This window comes from Vibrio sp. SCSIO 43009, assembly GCF_023716525.1.
Lineage (GTDB): Bacteria > Pseudomonadota > Gammaproteobacteria > Enterobacterales > Vibrionaceae > Vibrio > Vibrio alginolyticus.
On record NZ_CP071842.1, the window covers coordinates 3,350,440 to 3,368,645 of the forward strand.

The following is an 18,206-nucleotide window of genomic DNA, read 5'->3' on the forward strand; positions in this document are numbered from 1 at the left end:
AAGACTTAGAACAAACCACGGTGAAAGAGATCGTTTTTCCTATTTGGTCTTCGCAAAGCAATTTGGTACCTTTACTGCTAATTACACCTATAAATTCTGTGGAGAAAGAAATGAAGTGTCATCGCATTGAAGAGCTGCTTGAGCTACTAGAGCCTGAATGGCATAAAGAGCAAGAGCTGAACCTATTGCAGTTCATCGTTAAGCTGGCAAAAGAAGCAGGCTATGAAGGAAAGCTAGAAGATCTGACCGACGATGTACTGATCTACCACCTTAAAATGCGTAATAGCAGCAAAGATGAAATGATCCCTGGACTCAAAAAAGACCAAGAGGACGATTTTAAAACGGCGATCCTACGCGCTCGTGGCATCATCAAATAACCAGCTCAACAGCCAGTATTCTTTAAGCGACTCTCCTGTGAGTCGCTTTTTTATAACCAAAGTTTTTAGTCCCACAATTGGTTATAACTGTTCAGCCAATTATCAGGTTAACTGTACTGATTTTTGTTGTTAAACATTGACTGCGTTAAAGAAACGGAATTGTTATTGATTGTATAATCGCCGTTCATCAGTATTTACTAAAATAATTATGTTCGGTCATCTTTATGACGGAACGAGCAGCAATGTCATCGAGCGACATCAATAGAAATGACGCCGTACATTATAAAAGCCTAAGAAGGATGAGTGCATGAGTCAGGACAAGATCGATATCAAAGATGTGACTCCTAAAACCTATAATCCCAAAACCCATAAAGGAAACGGGGATCGGTTCAACCCAAGTAATCGCATCTATGTACGCGAAAGCAAAGGGACTTACCAGAAACTGCGTCGTTACGGTGGTTGGTTCTTACTGCTTCTCTTCGCTTTGATACCGTGGATCCCTTACGGTGAACGTCAAGCGATCTTGCTTGATATTGGCAACCAGCAGTTCAACTTTTTCGGTACCACCCTGTACCCACAAGATCTTACCCTACTCGCCTTGCTGTTTGTGATCGCGGCGTTTGGGTTGTTCTTTATTACCACCTTCTTGGGTCGGGTTTGGTGTGGCTATCTCTGCCCACAAACCGTCTGGACCTTCATGTATATCTGGTTTGAAGAGAAGCTCGAAGGTAGTGCCAATAAACGCCGCAAACAAGACTCCAATAAGCTGACGGCGAATTTAGCGATGCGTAAAACCGTCAAACATATAGCTTGGTTTGCCATTGCACTCGCCACTGGTTTTACTTTTGTTGGCTACTTCGTACCAATGAAGCAATTGGTTATCGACTTTTTCACCTTTAACGCCAACTTCTGGCCCGTCTTTTGGGTAATGTTCTTTGCCATTTGTACTTATGGTAATGCTGGTTGGATGCGTTCCATCATGTGTATTCACATGTGTCCTTACGCGCGCTTCCAGTCTGCCATGTTTGATAAAGACACCTTCATCGTTGGCTACGATGCAAAACGTGGGGAAAAACGTGGCCCACGTCCGCGTAAAGCCGATCCAAAGCAGCTTGGTTTGGGTGATTGTATTGATTGTGATTTGTGTGTGCAGGTGTGCCCAACAGGTATCGATATTCGTGACGGCTTGCAGTATGAATGTATCAACTGTGGCGCCTGTATTGATGCGTGTGACAACACCATGGATCGCATGGGCTACGAGAAAGGCCTAATTAGTTACACTACCGAGCATCGCTTATCGGGTAAGAGTACCAAAGTCATGCGTCCGAAGCTGCTAGGCTATGGTGCCGTACTACTCGTCATGGTCGGTCTTTTCTTTGCCCAAATTGCAGCGGTAGACCCAGCCGGCATGAGTGTTATTCGCGACCGTAACCAACTGTTCCGCGTTAATAGCTCGGGAGAAGTAGAAAACACCTACACCCTCAAAGTGATCAACAAAACTCAGCAAGTGCAAGAGTACTCGTTGGATGTTGAAGGGCTATCCGATGTAAGCTGGTATGGTAAGCAGACAATTCAGGTCCAGCCAGGTGAGGTATTGAACCTGCCAATGAGTCTTGGTGCCGATCCTGACAAGCTAAACTCTGCGATTACGACAATTCAGTTTATACTCACCGATAAGAGCAACGAATTCACCATTGAAGTAGAAAGCCGTTTTATTAAAAAACTATAGCGCTACTTCAGTGACTAACGGAAAAAGGCTCAGTAATGAGCCTTTTTGTTTATATGTCCCAAAGTATGTTTAACTTTGACGCCCTTACCCCAGACTTTATGTGGTACGCGTTAGAAAGCATCGGCGTTCGCGCAGAATCAGGCTTTCTTCCCCTCAATAGCTACGAAAACCGTGTTTATCAATTTACTGACGAAGAGCGTCGTCGTTATGTCGTCAAGTTTTACCGTCCTGAACGTTGGAGCAATGAACAGATCCAAGAGGAGCACGACTTTACTTTAGAGCTGATTGGCAATGAGATACCCGTCGCACCACCTGTGCGCATCAACGGTGAAACCCTGCATCACTATCAAGGCTATGCTTTTGCGCTGTTTGATAGCGTGGGTGGTCGCCAATACGAGGTTGACAATTTAGATCAGCTCGAAGGTGTAGGGCGTTTCCTTGGCCGCATCCATAAAGTCGGCAGCCGCCAAGCGTTCCAACATCGCCCTACGATCGGCTTACAAGAATACCTGTATCAACCAAGAGAGATTCTGCAAAACGCCAATATGATTCCAATGCACTTGGAGAACAGCTTCTTCAATGACTTGGATATGCTGATCAAATCAATTGAAAGCCACTGGCAAGAAGGCTTCAATATGATTCGTTTGCATGGCGATTGCCACCCAGGCAATATTTTGTGGCGAGATGGCCCTATGTTTGTTGATTTGGATGACGCTCGTAACGGCCCTGCAGTACAAGACTTATGGATGCTACTGAACGGTGAACGCCAAGACAAACTGATGCAGTTGGATATTGTTTTAGAGGCTTACCAAGAGTTTTGCGACTTTAATCCTGCAGAATTGAAACTAATCGAGCCACTTCGCGGTCTACGAATGGTGCACTATATGGCATGGCTAGCAAAACGTTGGCATGACCCTGCATTTCCTCTCGCTTTTCCATGGTTTAATGAGCCAAAATACTGGGAAGGTCAGGTCCTTGCATTTAAAGAGCAGATCGCCGCTTTAGAAGAAGCACCGCTGTCTTTAATGCCTCAATGGTAAGTCAGGCCAAAAATTCAAAAATGGAGATATTTCGATGAAAAAACTGTTCGCACTGTTTTCTATGCTGATGTTAAGCCTGTCGGCACATGCAGCGCAATTCAAAGAAGGTGAACATTACAAAGTATTGGATCTTGAGGCATCAAAAAAACCTCTTGTGACGGAGTTTTTCTCTTTCTACTGCCCGCACTGTAATAGCTTTGAACCAGTTATCCAGCAACTGAAAAAGCAGTTGCCAGAAGGTACTAAGCTATTAAAAAACCACGTTTCTTTCATGGGTGGCAACATGGGCCCATCAATGAGCAAAGCCTACGCAACGATGGTTGCATTAAAAGTGGAAGACAAAATGGTGCCAGTGATGTTTAACCGCATCCACAATCTAAAGAAGGCGCCACGTAATGATGAAGAACTTCGTCAAATCTTCCTTGATGAAGGTGTAGACGCGAAAAAATTCGATTCTGCATTCAAAGGCTTCGCGGTTGATTCAATGGTTCGCCGTATGGACAAGCAATTTGAAAACAGCGGTCTAACCGGCGTTCCTGCGGTTATCGTTAACAACAAATACCTAGTTCAAGCACAAAGCATCAAAACGATGGATGAGTACTTCTCTCTGGTGAACTACTTGCTGACACTAAAATAAGCACATCGATATCAATCAAAAGGGGAACACGTCGCTCCCCTTTTGTTTATTTGTAAATCTCTTGTAGCAACCGATCTTTTTCTTGCCACACATCCCCCAACCATTGCTGAAATTGTCGCTTATAGGGCTTATCGTTGAAGTAATCACCAAGCACTCTTTCATCAACGGGTAACACATTTACACGCACAACCACCTTGCTCATGCGGCCCATCAATAAATCCTTGAACGGTTTATGCGTATTTTCTGGGTACGCCAACGTAACGTCGATAATGCTCTCGAACTGCTCCCCCATCGCCGCTAACGTGTACGCAATCCCGCCCGACTTTGGTTGCAGCAAATATTGATAGTTTGCTTTACTCTTACGCTGCTTTTCTTCGGTAAATCGGGTTCCTTCGACATAGTTAACCACTGTGGTTGGAGTGTGTTTGAATTTAGCGCACGAGCGACGTGTCGTCTCTAAATCTTGACCTCGCTTATGAGGATTGCGGATCAGATACTCTCGCGAATAGCGACGCATAAATGGCATATCGAGCGCCCAACACGCCATCCCGATGAAAGGCACATACAGCAGTTGTTGCTTGAGGAAAAACTTCGGCATGGGAATACGGTCTTTAAACACGCAGCAAAGCACAACAATATCTGTCCAACTGAGATGATTACTGATCAGCAGATACCACCCGTCTTTTTTAAGCGCTTCACCGCCCTGAACATCCCACTCAACACGGTTAGATACCGCCAGAATGCACGCATTAACGGTAGCCCATAACCACATCACCTTATTGGCACAAGCGGTCGCTATCGCTTTTAGCTTTACGCCAGGAAGCAATATTTTAAATACAGCGATAACACAAATTGCGAGTGAACAAACCGCAGAATTGAGAATCACAAAAGAAGCGTTAAAAAAAAATAACAAATATGCCAACATGATAGTCAAACAACAGTGATAATGTGTGAAGAATAAAACAGCGTGTAATTATACTGCGCCTTTGCCACATTGGAACATGCGTGGGAATGGTCAGATTTGTTACCGCAACCAATATGTGCACCACTCATTCGACAACAAGGAGATAACGAATGAAACCAAGGCTACTTCTCTTGCCTTTGGCCTTTGTCGTCAGTTCTGCTCAGGCTCAACTCGCTGAAACCGCAGGTTTTGGCGGTGAAATTTCGCTGAATGCCGGATTCATATCATCAGAATCCAATTTCAATACAGAAAATAGTAACACCATCGATTCTCTCGATAAGCGTGCCGATAGTGACAGTTCCGTTATCGCTGCACCGCTAGGGAGTGTGACATACACCTTTGGTAGCCGACTCAACCACCAAGTTTACGCCGGTACCACACGCTCAGATGTCGCCGTAGGTACACTCGCTTTTCAGTTGGGCTATCAACACGAGCTACAATCTGGCACCGTGCTCGATGTTTCCTATCTGCCGACGGTACTCAAAGGCGAAACTTGGCGCAACCCTTATCAAGTAGGAACCGCACGTAAAGAGACGGATGTTGACGGCAATGCGTATCGCTTTCAGATCAAAGGGTTAATTGATAAGAACTTCAACCTTGATCTTGCTTATGCTGATAAAGACATCGAGCAGGAGGAAGTGACAGACCACTCACTTGCTCGCGATGCTAACCTTTACTATGTCAAAGGCGACTATCGCATTCCACTCAACCAAACGTCTATGTTGCAACCCGCTTTCACCTACATCAATCAAGATGCCGACGGTAAGGCGGAGTCATTTGATTCGTACGGATTTGACATTAGCTGGTTTAAATTTATCAACCGCCATCGATTGGCCCTCACCGCGGGTTATGCATGGAAAGACTATCAAGCCGCTAGCCAAACTTTTGCTAAAACACGAAATGACGACACCATTAGCCTATTTGCGGCCTACGAATATCAAAACGTATTTGACTGGCAAGACTGGTCGTTCATTTCTTTAGCCGGCTATAGCCAAACTGACTCGAATATCACGTTTTATGAGGAGAAAGAGTACCTATTGTCGCTTGGTCTCAACTACACCTTCTAACGTCCTTCATCGCAACAAGGCGCTCACAACACTTGTTGCGATGACATTTTGCATGTCTCTATACCGCTTGCGCCGTAAGCTGTTTCAGCAAACGGTCCATCGCTCGATACCCAAGAGCTTCAGCCAAGTGCGTTCGTTCAATTTGCTCCGCCCCATCCAGATCGGCGATTGTTCGCGCCACTTTGATAATACGATGATACGCACGAATCGAGAGTCCTAAACGGTGCAAAGCGGTTTCAAGAAACTCAGCATCACTCTTGTGCAAGGGACAAAACGCCTCAATTTCTCGACTACCTAGCAGTGCATTGACCTTACCACTGCGGTTTAGCATATTGTTACGCGCATGGCTCACACGCGCTTTTACGATAGCAGTCGGCTCACCGCGATCACCACCTTCTGCTAATGTCCCTTTGGGCAAAGCTGGGATTTCTAAAGACATATCAAAGCGATCTAACAGTGGTCCAGATAATCGACCAAGGTAGCGCAAAATAGCTTGTGGATTGGTGCGCGCTTGATTGCCTTCGTAATATCCTGTCGGGCTTGGGTTCAAGGCTCCAACTAATTGGAAGCGAGCCGGAAAGCGTGTTTTACCTTGCGCTCGAGAGATAATGATCTCGCCAGATTCGAGCGGTTCGCGTAACGAGTCTAGAACTTTACGATCAAATTCGGGCATTTCATCGAGAAACAATAACCCGTTGTGGGCTAAAGAGATCTCCCCTGGTCTGGGTACCGAACCACCGCCGACTAATGCCGCCATTGAACTTGAATGGTGCGGAGAACGAAACGGACGCGACTTCCAGTTATGCTCATTAATTTCACTCTGAGTCAACGATGCCACCGAAGCGGTTTCCATTGCTTCTTCGTCACTCATTTCCGGTAATAAGTCACACAAACGCGAAGCCAACATCGTTTTTCCAGTACCTGGCGGGCCAAGGAAAAGTAAGTTGTGGTTTCCAGCGGCAGCAATCTCCAGTGCTCGCTTACCTTGTTGTTGGCCAATAATATCTTGTAAGTCTCGACCATGTTTTTCGATCGTTTTTCGCTTAGGCGTTTGAAAAAGATTCAGTCGATGTTGACCACAAAGCTCGGCACATACTTCCAGTAATGATTGGGCCGATTTATGTTGTTCCTTCCCCACCAGCGCCGCCTGATCGCCATTCACATGTGGGACGACCAAATGACGTTGAATCTTACTGGCTTCCAGCGCAGCAGGCAGCACACCTTTTACAGGTCTCAGACCACCAGATAGTGCTAACTCACCCACAAATTCGTAGTTTTTGAGCTTATCTGTCGCGATTTGCTCCGAAGCGGCCAAAACCCCCAATGCTATAGGAAGATCAAAACGTCCTCCCTCCTTGGGTAGATCTGCCGGAGCCAAGTTCACGGTGATCCGCTTAGCAGGAAATTGAAAGTTAGAATTAATGATCGCACTGCGTACGCGATCTTTGGACTCTTTTACCGTTGTCTCTGGCAAGCCTACTAAGGTAAACCCTGGCATGCCGTTGCTGATATGAACTTCTACACTAACCGATGGCGCTTGCACCCCGACGCTTGCTCGACTATGAATGATTGCCAGCCCCATACCTTCCTCAGTTTTTTTGAACACTCTGTAAACAAATGTTTTATCTAGTTGGTTATGTTATATACCGCGTCCCAATTGAGAGTTAATGTGAAAAAAGAATGACTTTTTGCTTGTCATGCAGCGGAATTGTGTGATACCACTAATGACGCAAACAAATTCGTAGAACATTACACAACATTTTTTAACGAAAAAAGAACGACAGACAGATGAACCTTTTCGCTCATATCAACGCACTGCTAGCCCTGATTATCGTGGTCATTATTGGCACCGCGCGGGGTATTGTGGGCGAAAGGTAACCACAAATTACAAAAAACCCCCGCACTGAAAAGTCCGGGGGTTTTTTTACAACTACAAGTTGTCATCTGTCTAACCCTCGGACAGTTTAACGGGAAAAATGGGAGTGCACATGAAGTGCAATAAATATGGCAATCGCTACGAGCCACAACGTAGCAAAGGAGGTTTACGATGACTGGTGCACAACTTGTCGTAGCCGCTTTAAGACAGCAAGGCATCGAAACCGTTTTTGGCTACCCCGGCGGGGCCATCATGCCAATCTATGATGCTTTGTATGACGGTGGGGTGGAACATATCCTATGCCGTCACGAGCAAGGGGCCGCTATGGCAGCTATCGGGATGGCTCGTTCCACTCAAGACGTTGCTGTGTGCATGGCAACTTCTGGCCCAGGAGCCACTAACCTTGTTACCGGCCTTGCCGACGCTTTCCTTGACTCCGTACCTCTAGTTGCCATCACAGGCCAGGTTGCTAGCTCTCATATCGGTACCGATGCATTCCAAGAAATGGATGTGATCGGAATGTCCCTAGCCTGTACTAAGCACAGCTATCTCGTGACCGAAATTGAAGATCTAGCTCCGACACTTGCCGAAGCCTTTGAGGTCGCAAAAACCGGTCGTCCGGGTCCAGTCATTGTCGATATCGCCAAAGACGTTCAACTCGCTCAAGCACCCACAGACCTTCTTCCTCCATACATAGCACCAGCAATCGAAGATGTCAGCGCTGAAGATATCAAACGTGCGCAAGATGTGCTGGCAGCATCTACTCGCCCAGTGTTGTATGTTGGTGGTGGCGTGCAACTTGCGAAAGCAACCGATGCAGTACGCGAATTTCTTCGCTTAAACCCAATGCCTGCAGTTAGCACATTAAAAGGCCTCGGTACCATTGAACGCCATGATCCCCACTATCTTGGTATGTTGGGTATGCATGGCACCAAAGCCGCCAACCTAGTGGTTCAAGAAGCCGATCTATTGATCGTGGTTGGCGCGCGTTTTGATGACCGTGTGACGGGTAAGCTCGATACGTTTGCACCAAATGCGAAAGTGATTCACATCGACATTGATGCTGCGGAGATTCATAAACTGCGCCACGCCAACGCACCATTACGTGGCGACATCAACACCATTCTTCCTCAGCTAGAGCTGACTCAAGATATCTCACCGTGGGTTCATCACAGTGAAAGTCTGCGCAGCGGCTTTAAGTGGCGTTACGACCACCCAGGCGAGTTAATCTACGCACCGTTATTGCTTAAACAACTGTCTGACATGATGCCAGATAGCTCAATTGTCTCGACCGACGTCGGTCAGCACCAGATGTGGACAGCGCAACATATCCAGCCACGCGAACCACAAAATTTCATCACTTCTGCTGGCCTTGGCACCATGGGCTTTGGCTTGCCAGCAGCGATGGGCGCTGCAGTCGCACGTCCTGATGATCAGTCTATCCTTATTACAGGTGACGGTTCATTTATGATGAACGTTCAGGAATTGGGCACGCTGAAGCGTCGTCAGATTCCAGTGAAGATTGTCCTTCTTAATAACCAACGTCTTGGCATGGTTCGCCAATGGCAGTCATTGTTCTTTGACGGTCGCCACAGTGAAACCATTCTTGATGACAACCCAGATTTCGTGATGTTAGCAAAAGCGTTCGATATCCCGGGCAAAACCATCACCAAGAAAGAAGAAGTCGAACCTGCTCTCAAAGAGATGCTAGCGAGTGAAACTTCTTACATGCTTCACGTTTTGATTGATGAAGAAGAAAACGTGTGGCCATTGGTGCCACCTGGCGCATCAAACAGTGATATGTTGGAAAATACATAGGAGACAATCGCATGGACAGATATTTACTCGACATCAAAGCCGATGACAAACCGGTACTGTTGGAGCGCGTTCTACGTGTGATTCGTCACCGAGGTTTCGTGATCAAACAAGTCGCTGCTACGCAAAACCACGAAAGCAAAGTAGCCAGCGTCGAGATCATCGTCGACAGCGATCGACCAATCTCGTTTTTGATCAATCAAATAGAGAAGTTGTGGGACGTTCGTAAGGTTGAGGTGCTAAAAATCCGCAACGATGAACTGCCAAATCACAACTTACAACAACACGTAAGTGCATAAGGAAGGCAACAAATGGCAACGAAAACTGCAGATTTCATTTGGTTTAATGGTGAGATGGTTCCATGGGCAGAGGCGAACGTTCACGTTCTGACTCACGCAATGCACTATGGTACATCCGTGTTTGAAGGCGTGCGCTGTTACAACACACCAAAAGGCCCAATTGTCTTCCGTCACCGTGAGCATGCACAACGTCTAAAAGATTCTGCCAAGATTTACCGCTTTCCGATCCCTTTCTCTGTAGAAGAAATCATGGAAGCGACCCGCGAAACACTGCGCCAAAACAAACTCGACAGCGCTTACATTCGTCCATTGGGTTTTGTCGGGAATGTTGGCTTAGGCGTATGTCCACCAGTTGGCACTGAGATGGATCTAATCATTGCAGCATTTCCTTGGGGCTCTTACTTAGGCGAAGAAGCGCTAGAAAAAGGTGTCGATGCGATGATTTCAAGCTGGAATCGCGCTGCGCCAAACACCATCCCAACTGCGGCTAAAGCAGGCGGTAACTACCTATCTTCACTACTGGTTGGTGGTGAAGCGCGTCGTCACGGTTACGACGAAGGTATTGCGCTAAGCGTAGATGGTTACCTATCGGAAGGGGCTGGTGAAAACATCTTCGTTATCAAAGATGGCGTAATCACTACACCACCAGCAACTAGCGCGATTCTACCGGGCATCACTCGTGACTCGATCATGACAATTGCACGCGATAAAGGCTACAAAGTACGTGAGGCGAACATTGCTCGTGAAGCCCTTTACCTTGCCGATGAAGTCTTCATGACAGGTACTGCGGCTGAGATTGTACCAGTGGCAACCATCGACAAAATTGAAGTAGGTACAGGTAAACGCGGCCCAATCACTAAAGAACTACAAGCAGCCTACTTTGGCCTATTTGACGGCACCACGGAAGATAAGTGGGGCTGGTTAGACTATGTGTACCCAGAACAGAAGTAAGAAGGATTAGGAAATGCCAAAATATAGATCAGCTACCACCACACATGGTCGTAACATGGCGGGTGCACGAGCACTGTGGCGTGCAACGGGTGTGAAAGAAGAAGACTTCGGTAAACCAATCATCGCCGTTGTAAACTCGTTTACTCAATTTGTTCCGGGTCACGTACACCTGAAAGACATGGGCCAGCTTGTAGCGCGTGAAATCGAAAAAGCCGGCGGCATCGCAAAAGAATTCAACACCATCGCGGTTGATGATGGTATCGCAATGGGTCACGGCGGCATGCTGTACTCACTGCCTTCACGCGAACTGATCGCAGACTCTGTGGAGTACATGGTCAACGCGCACTGTGCCGATGCCATGGTATGTATCTCTAACTGTGACAAAATCACTCCGGGAATGTTGATGGCATCTATGCGTCTCAACATCCCGGTTATCTTTGTTTCTGGTGGTCCAATGGAAGCGGGTAAAACCAAGCTTTCTGATCAGATCATCAAACTAGACCTTGTAGATGCGATGATCCAAGGCGCGGATCCAAAAGTGTCTGATGAGCAAAGCGAGCAGATCGAACGCAGCGCATGTCCAACGTGTGGATCGTGTTCAGGCATGTTCACTGCAAACTCAATGAACTGTCTAACGGAAGCACTGGGTCTTTCTCAACCAGGTAACGGTTCTATGCTGGCAACGCACGCTGACCGTGAACAACTGTTCCTTAATGCAGGTCGTCGTATCGTTGAACTGACTCGTCGTTACTACGAGCAAGATGACGAATCAGCACTGCCACGCAACATCGCTACGTTTGATGCGTTCGAAAATGCGATGGCACTGGATATTGCAATGGGTGGCTCAACCAACACCATTTTGCACCTGTTGGCTGCAGCGCAAGAAGGTGAAGTGGATTTCGATATGGAAGATATCGATCGCCTATCACGCCAAGTACCACACCTATGTAAAGTGGCACCATCTACCCAGAAATATCACATGGAAGACGTACACCGCGCTGGTGGCGTCATGGCAATTCTTGGTGAGTTAGATCGTGCAGGTCTTCTACACAATGATGCGCGCACCGTGCTTGGCCTTTCGATGAAAGAGCAGCTGGCGAAATACGACATCATCCAAACTGAAGACGAAGAAGTACTTAAGTTCTACCGCGCAGGTCCTGCGGGAATTCGTACTACTCAAGCGTTCTCACAAGATTGCCGCTGGGATCGCCTTGATGACGACCGTGCGGAAGGCTGTATTCGTACTATCGATCATGCCTTTAGCCAAGAAGGTGGCCTAGCCGTTCTATCAGGCAACATCGCATTAGATGGTTGTATCGTTAAGACTGCTGGTGTGGATGAGAGCATTCATAAATTCACTGGCCCAGCCGTAGTTTTCGAAAGCCAAGAAGACGCCGTAGAAGGCATCTTAGGCGGCAAAGTAAAAGCTGGCGACGTGGTTGTTATCCGTTACGAAGGCCCTAAAGGTGGTCCGGGCATGCAAGAAATGCTTTACCCAACCACTTATCTAAAATCGATGGGCCTTGGCAAAGAGTGTGCACTTCTGACTGACGGCCGTTTCTCTGGCGGCACATCAGGTCTTTCTATCGGCCACGCCTCTCCTGAAGCAGCAAACGGCGGTGCAATTGGCCTGGTAAAAGAAGGCGATATAATCGCAATTGATATTCCAAACCGTTCAATTTCACTCCAAGTGTCTGAACAAGAACTTGCTGAGCGCCGTGCAAAACAAGACGAACTAGGCTGGAAACCAGTTGACCGCCAACGTGAAGTTTCATTTGCACTCAAAGCGTACGCGAGTATGGCAACCAGTGCTGACAAGGGTGCAGTACGAGACAAGTCGAAGCTAGAGGGCTAGCAATGATGGAAGCTCAACCCGAAAAACAAGTGAACCAAACTGGCGCAGATTATCTGCGCCAAATCCTTCGCGCACCTGTTTATGAAGTAGCAACAGTGACGCCACTGCAAGAAATGCCTCGTTTATCTGCACGTATCGGGAATAACGTGCAGATCAAGCGTGAAGATCGCCAACCCGTACACTCGTTCAAATTGCGCGGTGCATACAACATGGTGGCGAGTTTATCTGAAGCACAAAAAGCCGCTGGTGTCATTGCAGCATCGGCAGGTAACCACGCTCAAGGCATGGCGCTCTCTGGTACTAAGCTAGGCATCAAAACCACCATCGTGATGCCTAAAACCACACCAGACATCAAAGTCGATGCGGTACGTGGCTTCGGTGGCAATGTAGTGCTGCACGGCAGCAACTTTGATGAGGCAAAAGCGGAAGCGGAACGCCTTTCTGATCTGCATGGGTACACATTTGTCCCTCCTTTCGATCACCCACTGGTGATTGCAGGTCAAGGCACCATCGGCATGGAAATGCTGCAGCAAAATGGTCACCTTGATTACATTTTCGTCCCTGTCGGTGGTGGCGGTTTGGCTGCGGGTGTTGCGGTACTTGTGAAGCAGCTCATGCCAGAAATCAAAGTGATTGCAGTTGAGCCAGAAGATTCGTCATGCCTCAAAGCTGCTTTGGATGCTGGTGAGCCAGTAGTACTAGACCAAGTCAGCATGTTTGCCGATGGCGTCGCTGTAAAACGCATTGGCGAAGAGACTTTCCGTCTATGCCAAAAGTACATTGATGGCCATATTGCCGTCTCTAGCGATGAAATCTGCGCAGCAGTAAAAGACATCTTTGAAGACACCCGTGCGATTGCAGAGCCTTCTGGCGCGCTTGCTCTGGCGGGTTTGAAGAAGTTTGCTGAGCAAAACAAACTGCAAGGTAAGAATTTAGGTACTGTGCTGTCTGGTGCCAACACTAACTTCCATGGCTTACGTTATGTTTCTGAGCGTTGCGAGCTTGGTGAGAAACGTGAAGGTTTGCTTGCCGTCACCATTCCTGAGCGTCAAGGTGCCTTCTTTGAGTTCTGTAACCTCATTGGCGGCCGCGCCGTAACGGAGTTTAACTACCGCTACAACGATGACGCATTGGCAAATATCTTTGTCGGTGTGCGTTTGCAAGGCGGTCAGGAAGAGCTAGAACATATCATTCACGACTTACGTGATGGTGGCTACCCAGTGGTTGATTTGTCTGATGATGAAATGGCGAAGCTGCACGTGCGCTACATGATTGGTGGTAAGCCGTCTAAGCCGCTTAAAGAGCGCCTCTACAGCTTTGAATTCCCAGAATATCCGGGAGCGCTACTCAAGTTCTTAAGCACACTCGGTACTCATTGGAATATCAGCTTGTTCAACTACCGTAACCACGGCGCTGACTACGGACGTGTTTTATGTGGTTTCGAGTTAGATGAAAGCGATTTAGCTCAGTTTTCTGCACATTTACGTGAACTTGGCTATCAATGCAAAGACGAGACAGACAACCCATCGTATAAGTTTTTCTTGTCATAAAACGCCACATTTTAAACATATCAATGAAAACACCTCGCTAATGCGAGGTGTTTTTTATGACTGTAACCAATCTTTATGTAGCTGATTAGGCGACCCAAGATAGTCCACCATCCACTGGATCAATTTATGATTATCATCTTTGCGCCATACTAAGCAGCAGTGACTGAGCGGTTTATCATCCGGCATGACCTTCTCCACCAGCACACCATCATTGATTAAGGGTGTTGCAATATGACGTGGCATGTAACCCACGCCCACCCCATTTTTTAAACATTCAATCGCACTATACCAATTGGGCAATAATAATCGGCGCTGTTGCGGATAATGGCCAGTATGGCGTTTTGGCAGCACGTTCGAAGTATCATCAAGACAGATCGCCGGAAATTGACTCACAAACGCTTCAGTAAGCACTTGTTGTCGAACGCAAGGATGAGCGGGTGACATTACAAATGCCCAATCTAATACGCCCATATCTTTGACTTCAAAATCTCCCCCAACGGGAACCGCAGATGTCGCGCCAACGACAATGTCGGCTCGACCTTGTGCTATGGCTTCCCAAGAACCATTGAAGACCTCCATATTGATCTGCAATTCAGCAAATTCAAACTCGCGATAGAAATCTTCCACCAAAGGTTTGAGTTTTTCTAACTTCACCACGTTATCTAAGGTCAGCTTTAACGTGCTTTTCCATCCTTGAGCCGCTCGCCGCGTTTGTGCTTTCACCTCTTCCATTTGACGCAGCAAAGAGCGCGCCTCGGCCATAAAAAGTTCACCCGCTGGAGTTAGCTCGACTTTCCTTGGTAAACGTCGAAACAGCACCACATCTAAATCTTGCTCGACCTGCCTTACTCCATAGCTGATGGCTGAGGGGACTTTATGCAATACCTCAGCCGCAGCGGTGAAACTGCCTAAACGGGCAACCGTATCCAGCATTTCCAAAGACGCTTTAGAGAACATGATTTAACCTTTCAAAAAATTTGATTGATAACCAACAATTTTAGCGTTTTATTTTCTCAAAATCGAAAAATAGAATAATAAGGTAAATAAATCAGGGTTGGCGCCAACTGATGTTGATTAAAAAATGATTAAATAATTTGACTGGTTGAATCATGAAAATCTCAAAACTACAGCTCATTTATCTGGCAGCATTATCGATGCTTGGCTTCGTTGCTACCGATATGTATCTGCCAGCATTCAAAGCGATGGAAATCGACTTTGCAACAGGCCCTGAGCAAATTGCGCTCTCTTTAACGGTATTCCTCGTTGGTATGGCGATTGGCCAGCTAATGTGGGGATTGGCATCCGATAAATTTGGCCATCGTAATACACTCGCAGCCGGGTTGGTGCTATTTACTATCGCGTCATTCGGTTTGGCTTTCTGTGATCAAGTATGGCAACTACTCACACTGCGCTTTATCCAAGCTATCGGTGTGTGTGCACCAGCCGTGATCTGGCAGGCTATGGTCATTAAACGCTACTCAAGCAGTAGCCAACAAATTTTTGCGACAATCATGCCACTCGTCGCGCTATCACCAGCACTAGCACCTCAATTAGGGGTAGTGTTGGCAGATAACTTCGGCTGGCACAGTATCTTTATTACGCTAACACTGGTTGGTGTCTTTTTGGTCTTTGCGACCATGGCACAAAAAGACGAGAAAGCAGAAATCAAACAAACCAGTATGTCTGCCGACATCAAAGCGCTGCTGAGTTCTAAAAAATACCTTGGCAACGTGTTTATGTTTGCGACGGCTTCAGCTGCATTCTTTGCTTACCTAACTGGGATGCCAGAAATCATGGCGCAACTGGGCTACGAAGCAAAAGATATTGGTTTGAGCTTTATCCCACAAACCATCGCGTTTATGGCTGGTGGCTACTTAGGTAAAGTAGGCGTTCGAAAATTTGGTGATGAAAAGGTTCTGCGCCAACTGATTGGCCTATTTAGTGTCGCGGCATTAATGATTTTCATTGCTTCACAGTGGGATCTGTCATCGATTTGGCCTATTCTTGCGCCATTCTGTTTGATTGCCGTTGCTAACGGCGCGCTGTACCCAATCGTGGTAAACCGTGCATTGGCCAGCGCACAACAGAGCCCTGCAACAGCAGCAGGTCTGCAAAACAGCCTGCAAATCTGTGTAAGTAGCTTCTCAAGTGCATTGGTAGCCGCAATGGCAAGCCAAGCTCAGATGGTTACTGGCATCGCAATCATCATCTGTATGGGTGGGCTGTGGATGGGATACATTCTGTCGAATCGCGAATTATCCAAGCACTTTACGACTCCTGACAACGCCCGAGTCGTGAGTGAAGACGAACTTTAATCGTTCAGATAATAAAAAGAGCCGCGCAATGCGGCTCTTTCTGTTTATAAGCTTTTCAACCCCCACTTCTTGGCAGTCTGCTTAAAAAAGCCTTGAGTCTTTTTCAACTCTACCCAGTGATTGATGTAATTAATCCATACTTGATCGTCTTGCGGCAACAACATAGCAATTGGGGTTGGTTTACGCGGTGCGGTCACTGGCACTATCGCCAACTGTTTAAACTTGTCCACTAACGTCGCTGCTTCCACATTGGACGTCACCGATACATCGGCCCTGCGAGCTAGTAGTTCTTGGAAGTCGCGCGCTGGCGCTTCAATAACAATATGTTGAGCAGACGGGAAGAATTCTTTCACCATTTTTTCTTGTACCGTACCTAACGTCGCCGCGACTTTTACTTCTGGTTTATTAAAATCCGCCCAATCAGAGAATTTGGCGAGATCTTTCTTTTGCACCACAGGTACAAAGGCAAGGTAGAAATACGGCTGGCTGTATCCAGCTACTTTCGCGCGCGACATGTTCAGAGATGCGCTGCCAGTAATATCGTATTTGTTGGCGGTAATGCCATTAACTAGCGTCTTCCAATCCGTGGGCACATACTCCACTTTTACACCAAGATCTTTAGCAAGCTCTGTTGTTACATCAATATCGAAGCCACGATAACTGTTTGTCGCAGGGTCTTTCATCGTCATCGGATTCCAATCTCCCGTCGTTCCAACTCGGAGTACGCCATTGTCTAAAATGGATTGAAGACGGCTTTCAGCGTGAGCGACTTGAGTCGCAGCAAGCAAACACATTCCTAGCACTAGTAAAATCTTTCTCATTTTTATTCCCTTAAAAATAATGACCTTATACGGTTTAATAATTAACCTTTATTAGAGCTCTACTGATAACATAGCAGCAACAAAGGAAGTTTTTTAGTTAATTCAGGGAGTAAATGTGACGTTTCGAACTCTATGGCTGTTTTCACTGCTATTACTCACTGGTTGTTCAGATTATCAATGGGGCTGGTATGTACTTGACCCTTCGACGGATCAAGGGCTCACCAATCTAAAGTTTTTAATCGCTGGGTTTAACGACACCATTCAGGTATCACTCCTCAGTATGTTATTTGCGATGAGCTTGGGTCTGATCGTTGCGTTACCCGCTCTGTCGGACTCAGCCTCTCTGAAGTGGATAAACCGTATTTATGTCGAGGTGATCCGTTCAGTGCCAGTTTTAGTCTTACTACTTTGGGTGTATTACGGCATGCCTACACTATTGGATGTCTCACTCAATCACTTTTGGGCGGGTGTTATTGCACTGACTATCGCTGAGAGTGCGTTTATGGCGGAAGTGTTTCGCGGTGGGATACAAGCTATCAGCCGTGGCCAACATGAAGCGGCTGAATCTTTGGGCTTAAGCTATTGGCAAAAGATGCGCTTGGTAATTCTTCCCCAAGCATTTCGACAAATCCTCCCTCCACTGGGCAATCAATTTGTCTACATTCTCAAGATGAGTTCTTTAGTCAGCGTGATTGGTTTAAGCGATCTCACTCGCCGTGCTAATGAGCTGGTGGTGAATGAGTACTTACCCTTAGAGATTTATACCTTCCTCGTTTTGGAGTACTTGTTGCTCATCCTATTTGTATCTCAAGCCGTTCGTTGGCTCGAAAAACGTATTGCCATTCCTAGCTACTAGCGATGAAGCCTTAGCTAGAAACAACAAAGCCGCTCTTGTTGAGCGGCTTTGACA

The 18,206-nt window shown here is 46.8% G+C and carries 16 protein-coding genes; 12 read left to right on the forward strand and 4 right to left on the reverse strand.

Going from position 1 to position 18,206, the window contains the following annotated elements; all coding sequences use genetic code 11:
• Nucleotides 1-110: 110 nt before the first annotated feature.
• The 4 genes from J4N43_RS15550 (at nucleotide 111) to J4N43_RS15565 (ending at nucleotide 3,783) form a co-directional block, all read left to right on the forward strand.
• On the forward strand, nucleotides 111-377 hold the full coding sequence (locus J4N43_RS15550; protein WP_033906580.1) for a YihD family protein: 267 nt from the start codon (nucleotides 111-113) through the stop codon (nucleotides 375-377).
• Nucleotides 378-684: 307 nt separating this feature from the next.
• A complete protein-coding gene (ccoG, locus tag J4N43_RS15555; protein WP_033906581.1) occupies nucleotides 685-2,106 on the forward strand; it encodes a cytochrome c oxidase accessory protein CcoG in 1,422 nt (473 codons plus the stop codon).
• Between the two features lie 53 nt (nucleotides 2,107-2,159).
• Nucleotides 2,160-3,146, forward strand: a complete 987-nt coding sequence (locus tag J4N43_RS15560) for a serine/threonine protein kinase (RefSeq protein WP_005379037.1) — start codon at nucleotides 2,160-2,162, stop codon at nucleotides 3,144-3,146.
• 34 nt (nucleotides 3,147-3,180) lie between these two features.
• Nucleotides 3,181-3,783 (forward strand): thiol:disulfide interchange protein DsbA/DsbL, encoded by a 603-nt coding sequence (locus J4N43_RS15565; protein ID WP_005379036.1) that lies wholly within the window; start codon nucleotides 3,181-3,183, stop codon nucleotides 3,781-3,783.
• Nucleotides 3,784-3,829: 46 nt separating this feature from the next.
• On the opposite strand, the gene yihG is transcribed toward J4N43_RS15565, so the two are convergent.
• Nucleotides 3,830-4,708 (reverse strand): 1-acylglycerol-3-phosphate O-acyltransferase, YihG family, encoded by an 879-nt coding sequence (yihG, locus tag J4N43_RS15570; RefSeq protein ID WP_005379035.1) that lies wholly within the window; start codon nucleotides 4,706-4,708, stop codon nucleotides 3,830-3,832.
• Nucleotides 4,709-4,857: 149 nt separating this feature from the next.
• On the opposite strand from yihG, the gene J4N43_RS15575 reads away from it, so the two are divergent.
• Nucleotides 4,858-5,814 (forward strand): DUF2860 domain-containing protein, encoded by a 957-nt coding sequence (locus tag J4N43_RS15575; protein ID WP_158159521.1) that lies wholly within the window; start codon nucleotides 4,858-4,860, stop codon nucleotides 5,812-5,814.
• Nucleotides 5,815-5,872: 58 nt separating this feature from the next.
• Here J4N43_RS15575 and J4N43_RS15580 read toward each other — a convergent pair whose 3' ends face one another.
• Nucleotides 5,873-7,396, reverse strand: coding sequence for a YifB family Mg chelatase-like AAA ATPase (locus J4N43_RS15580; protein WP_053350674.1), 1,524 nt, complete (start codon nucleotides 7,394-7,396; stop codon nucleotides 5,873-5,875).
• Between the two features lie 465 nt (nucleotides 7,397-7,861).
• Between J4N43_RS15580 and ilvG the strand changes: the two genes are divergently transcribed.
• The 5 genes from ilvG to ilvA are packed head-to-tail and all read left to right on the forward strand — an operon-like array spanning nucleotide 7,862 to nucleotide 14,160.
• A complete protein-coding gene (gene ilvG / locus J4N43_RS15585; protein ID WP_053350673.1) occupies nucleotides 7,862-9,508 on the forward strand; it encodes an acetolactate synthase 2 catalytic subunit in 1,647 nt (548 codons plus the stop codon).
• An 11-nt stretch (nucleotides 9,509-9,519) separates the two neighbouring features.
• Nucleotides 9,520-9,804, forward strand: a complete 285-nt coding sequence (gene ilvM, locus J4N43_RS15590) for an acetolactate synthase 2 small subunit (protein WP_005378958.1) — start codon at nucleotides 9,520-9,522, stop codon at nucleotides 9,802-9,804.
• A gap of 12 nt (nucleotides 9,805-9,816) precedes the next feature.
• The gene (ilvE, locus tag J4N43_RS15595) at nucleotides 9,817-10,755 is read left to right on the forward strand and encodes a branched-chain-amino-acid transaminase (RefSeq protein ID WP_025768922.1); all 939 of its coding nucleotides are present in this window, start codon (nucleotides 9,817-9,819) and stop codon (nucleotides 10,753-10,755) included.
• Between the two features lie 13 nt (nucleotides 10,756-10,768).
• Complete coding sequence (ilvD, locus tag J4N43_RS15600; protein WP_132937262.1) at nucleotides 10,769-12,610, forward strand: dihydroxy-acid dehydratase; 1,842 nt, start codon at nucleotides 10,769-10,771, stop codon at nucleotides 12,608-12,610.
• 2 nt (nucleotides 12,611-12,612) lie between these two features.
• A complete protein-coding gene (gene ilvA / locus J4N43_RS15605) occupies nucleotides 12,613-14,160 on the forward strand; it encodes a threonine ammonia-lyase, biosynthetic (protein ID WP_017635600.1) in 1,548 nt (515 codons plus the stop codon).
• 54 nt (nucleotides 14,161-14,214) lie between these two features.
• On the opposite strand, the gene punR is transcribed toward ilvA, so the two are convergent.
• Complete coding sequence (gene punR, locus J4N43_RS15610; protein ID WP_005378948.1) at nucleotides 14,215-15,117, reverse strand: DNA-binding transcriptional activator PunR; 903 nt, start codon at nucleotides 15,115-15,117, stop codon at nucleotides 14,215-14,217.
• A gap of 152 nt (nucleotides 15,118-15,269) precedes the next feature.
• Here punR and punC point away from each other — a divergent pair, with 152 nt between their 5' ends.
• Nucleotides 15,270-16,475 carry a purine nucleoside transporter PunC gene (gene punC / locus J4N43_RS15615; protein ID WP_054579443.1) on the forward strand — a complete coding sequence of 402 codons (1,206 nt, stop codon included), beginning with the start codon at nucleotides 15,270-15,272 and terminating at the stop codon, nucleotides 16,473-16,475.
• A 44-nt stretch (nucleotides 16,476-16,519) separates the two neighbouring features.
• Here punC and J4N43_RS15620 read toward each other — a convergent pair whose 3' ends face one another.
• A complete protein-coding gene (locus J4N43_RS15620; protein ID WP_005378944.1) occupies nucleotides 16,520-17,296 on the reverse strand; it encodes a transporter substrate-binding domain-containing protein in 777 nt (258 codons plus the stop codon).
• 115 nt (nucleotides 17,297-17,411) lie between these two features.
• Between J4N43_RS15620 and J4N43_RS15625 the strand changes: the two genes are divergently transcribed.
• On the forward strand, nucleotides 17,412-18,152 hold the full coding sequence (locus J4N43_RS15625) for an amino acid ABC transporter permease (protein WP_005383852.1): 741 nt from the start codon (nucleotides 17,412-17,414) through the stop codon (nucleotides 18,150-18,152).
• Nucleotides 18,153-18,206 lie beyond the last annotated feature (54 nt).

Excerpts from the sequence above, each read along its gene's own strand:
- J4N43_RS15620 (WP_005378944.1), bottom strand. The coding sequence starts at position 17,296 with ATGAGAAAGATTTTACTAGTGCTAGGAATGTGTTTGCTTGCTGCGACT.
- J4N43_RS15560 (WP_005379037.1), top strand. The coding sequence starts at position 2,160 with ATGTCCCAAAGTATGTTTAACTTTGACGCCCTTACCCCAGACTTTATG.
- J4N43_RS15565 (WP_005379036.1), top strand. The coding sequence starts at position 3,181 with ATGAAAAAACTGTTCGCACTGTTTTCTATGCTGATGTTAAGCCTGTCG.
- punC (WP_054579443.1), top strand. The coding sequence starts at position 15,270 with ATGAAAATCTCAAAACTACAGCTCATTTATCTGGCAGCATTATCGATG.
- ilvE (WP_025768922.1), top strand. The coding sequence starts at position 9,817 with ATGGCAACGAAAACTGCAGATTTCATTTGGTTTAATGGTGAGATGGTT.
- ilvD (WP_132937262.1), top strand. The coding sequence starts at position 10,769 with ATGCCAAAATATAGATCAGCTACCACCACACATGGTCGTAACATGGCG.
- ilvA (WP_017635600.1), top strand. The coding sequence starts at position 12,613 with ATGATGGAAGCTCAACCCGAAAAACAAGTGAACCAAACTGGCGCAGAT.
- J4N43_RS15575 (WP_158159521.1), top strand. The coding sequence starts at position 4,858 with ATGAAACCAAGGCTACTTCTCTTGCCTTTGGCCTTTGTCGTCAGTTCT.
- ccoG (WP_033906581.1), top strand. The coding sequence starts at position 685 with ATGAGTCAGGACAAGATCGATATCAAAGATGTGACTCCTAAAACCTAT.
- punR (WP_005378948.1), bottom strand. The coding sequence starts at position 15,117 with ATGTTCTCTAAAGCGTCTTTGGAAATGCTGGATACGGTTGCCCGTTTA.
- ilvM (WP_005378958.1), top strand. The coding sequence starts at position 9,520 with ATGGACAGATATTTACTCGACATCAAAGCCGATGACAAACCGGTACTG.
- ilvG (WP_053350673.1), top strand. The coding sequence starts at position 7,862 with ATGACTGGTGCACAACTTGTCGTAGCCGCTTTAAGACAGCAAGGCATC.
- J4N43_RS15580 (WP_053350674.1), bottom strand. The coding sequence starts at position 7,396 with ATGGGGCTGGCAATCATTCATAGTCGAGCAAGCGTCGGGGTGCAAGCG.
- yihG (WP_005379035.1), bottom strand. The coding sequence starts at position 4,708 with ATGTTGGCATATTTGTTATTTTTTTTTAACGCTTCTTTTGTGATTCTC.
- J4N43_RS15550 (WP_033906580.1), top strand. The coding sequence starts at position 111 with ATGAAGTGTCATCGCATTGAAGAGCTGCTTGAGCTACTAGAGCCTGAA.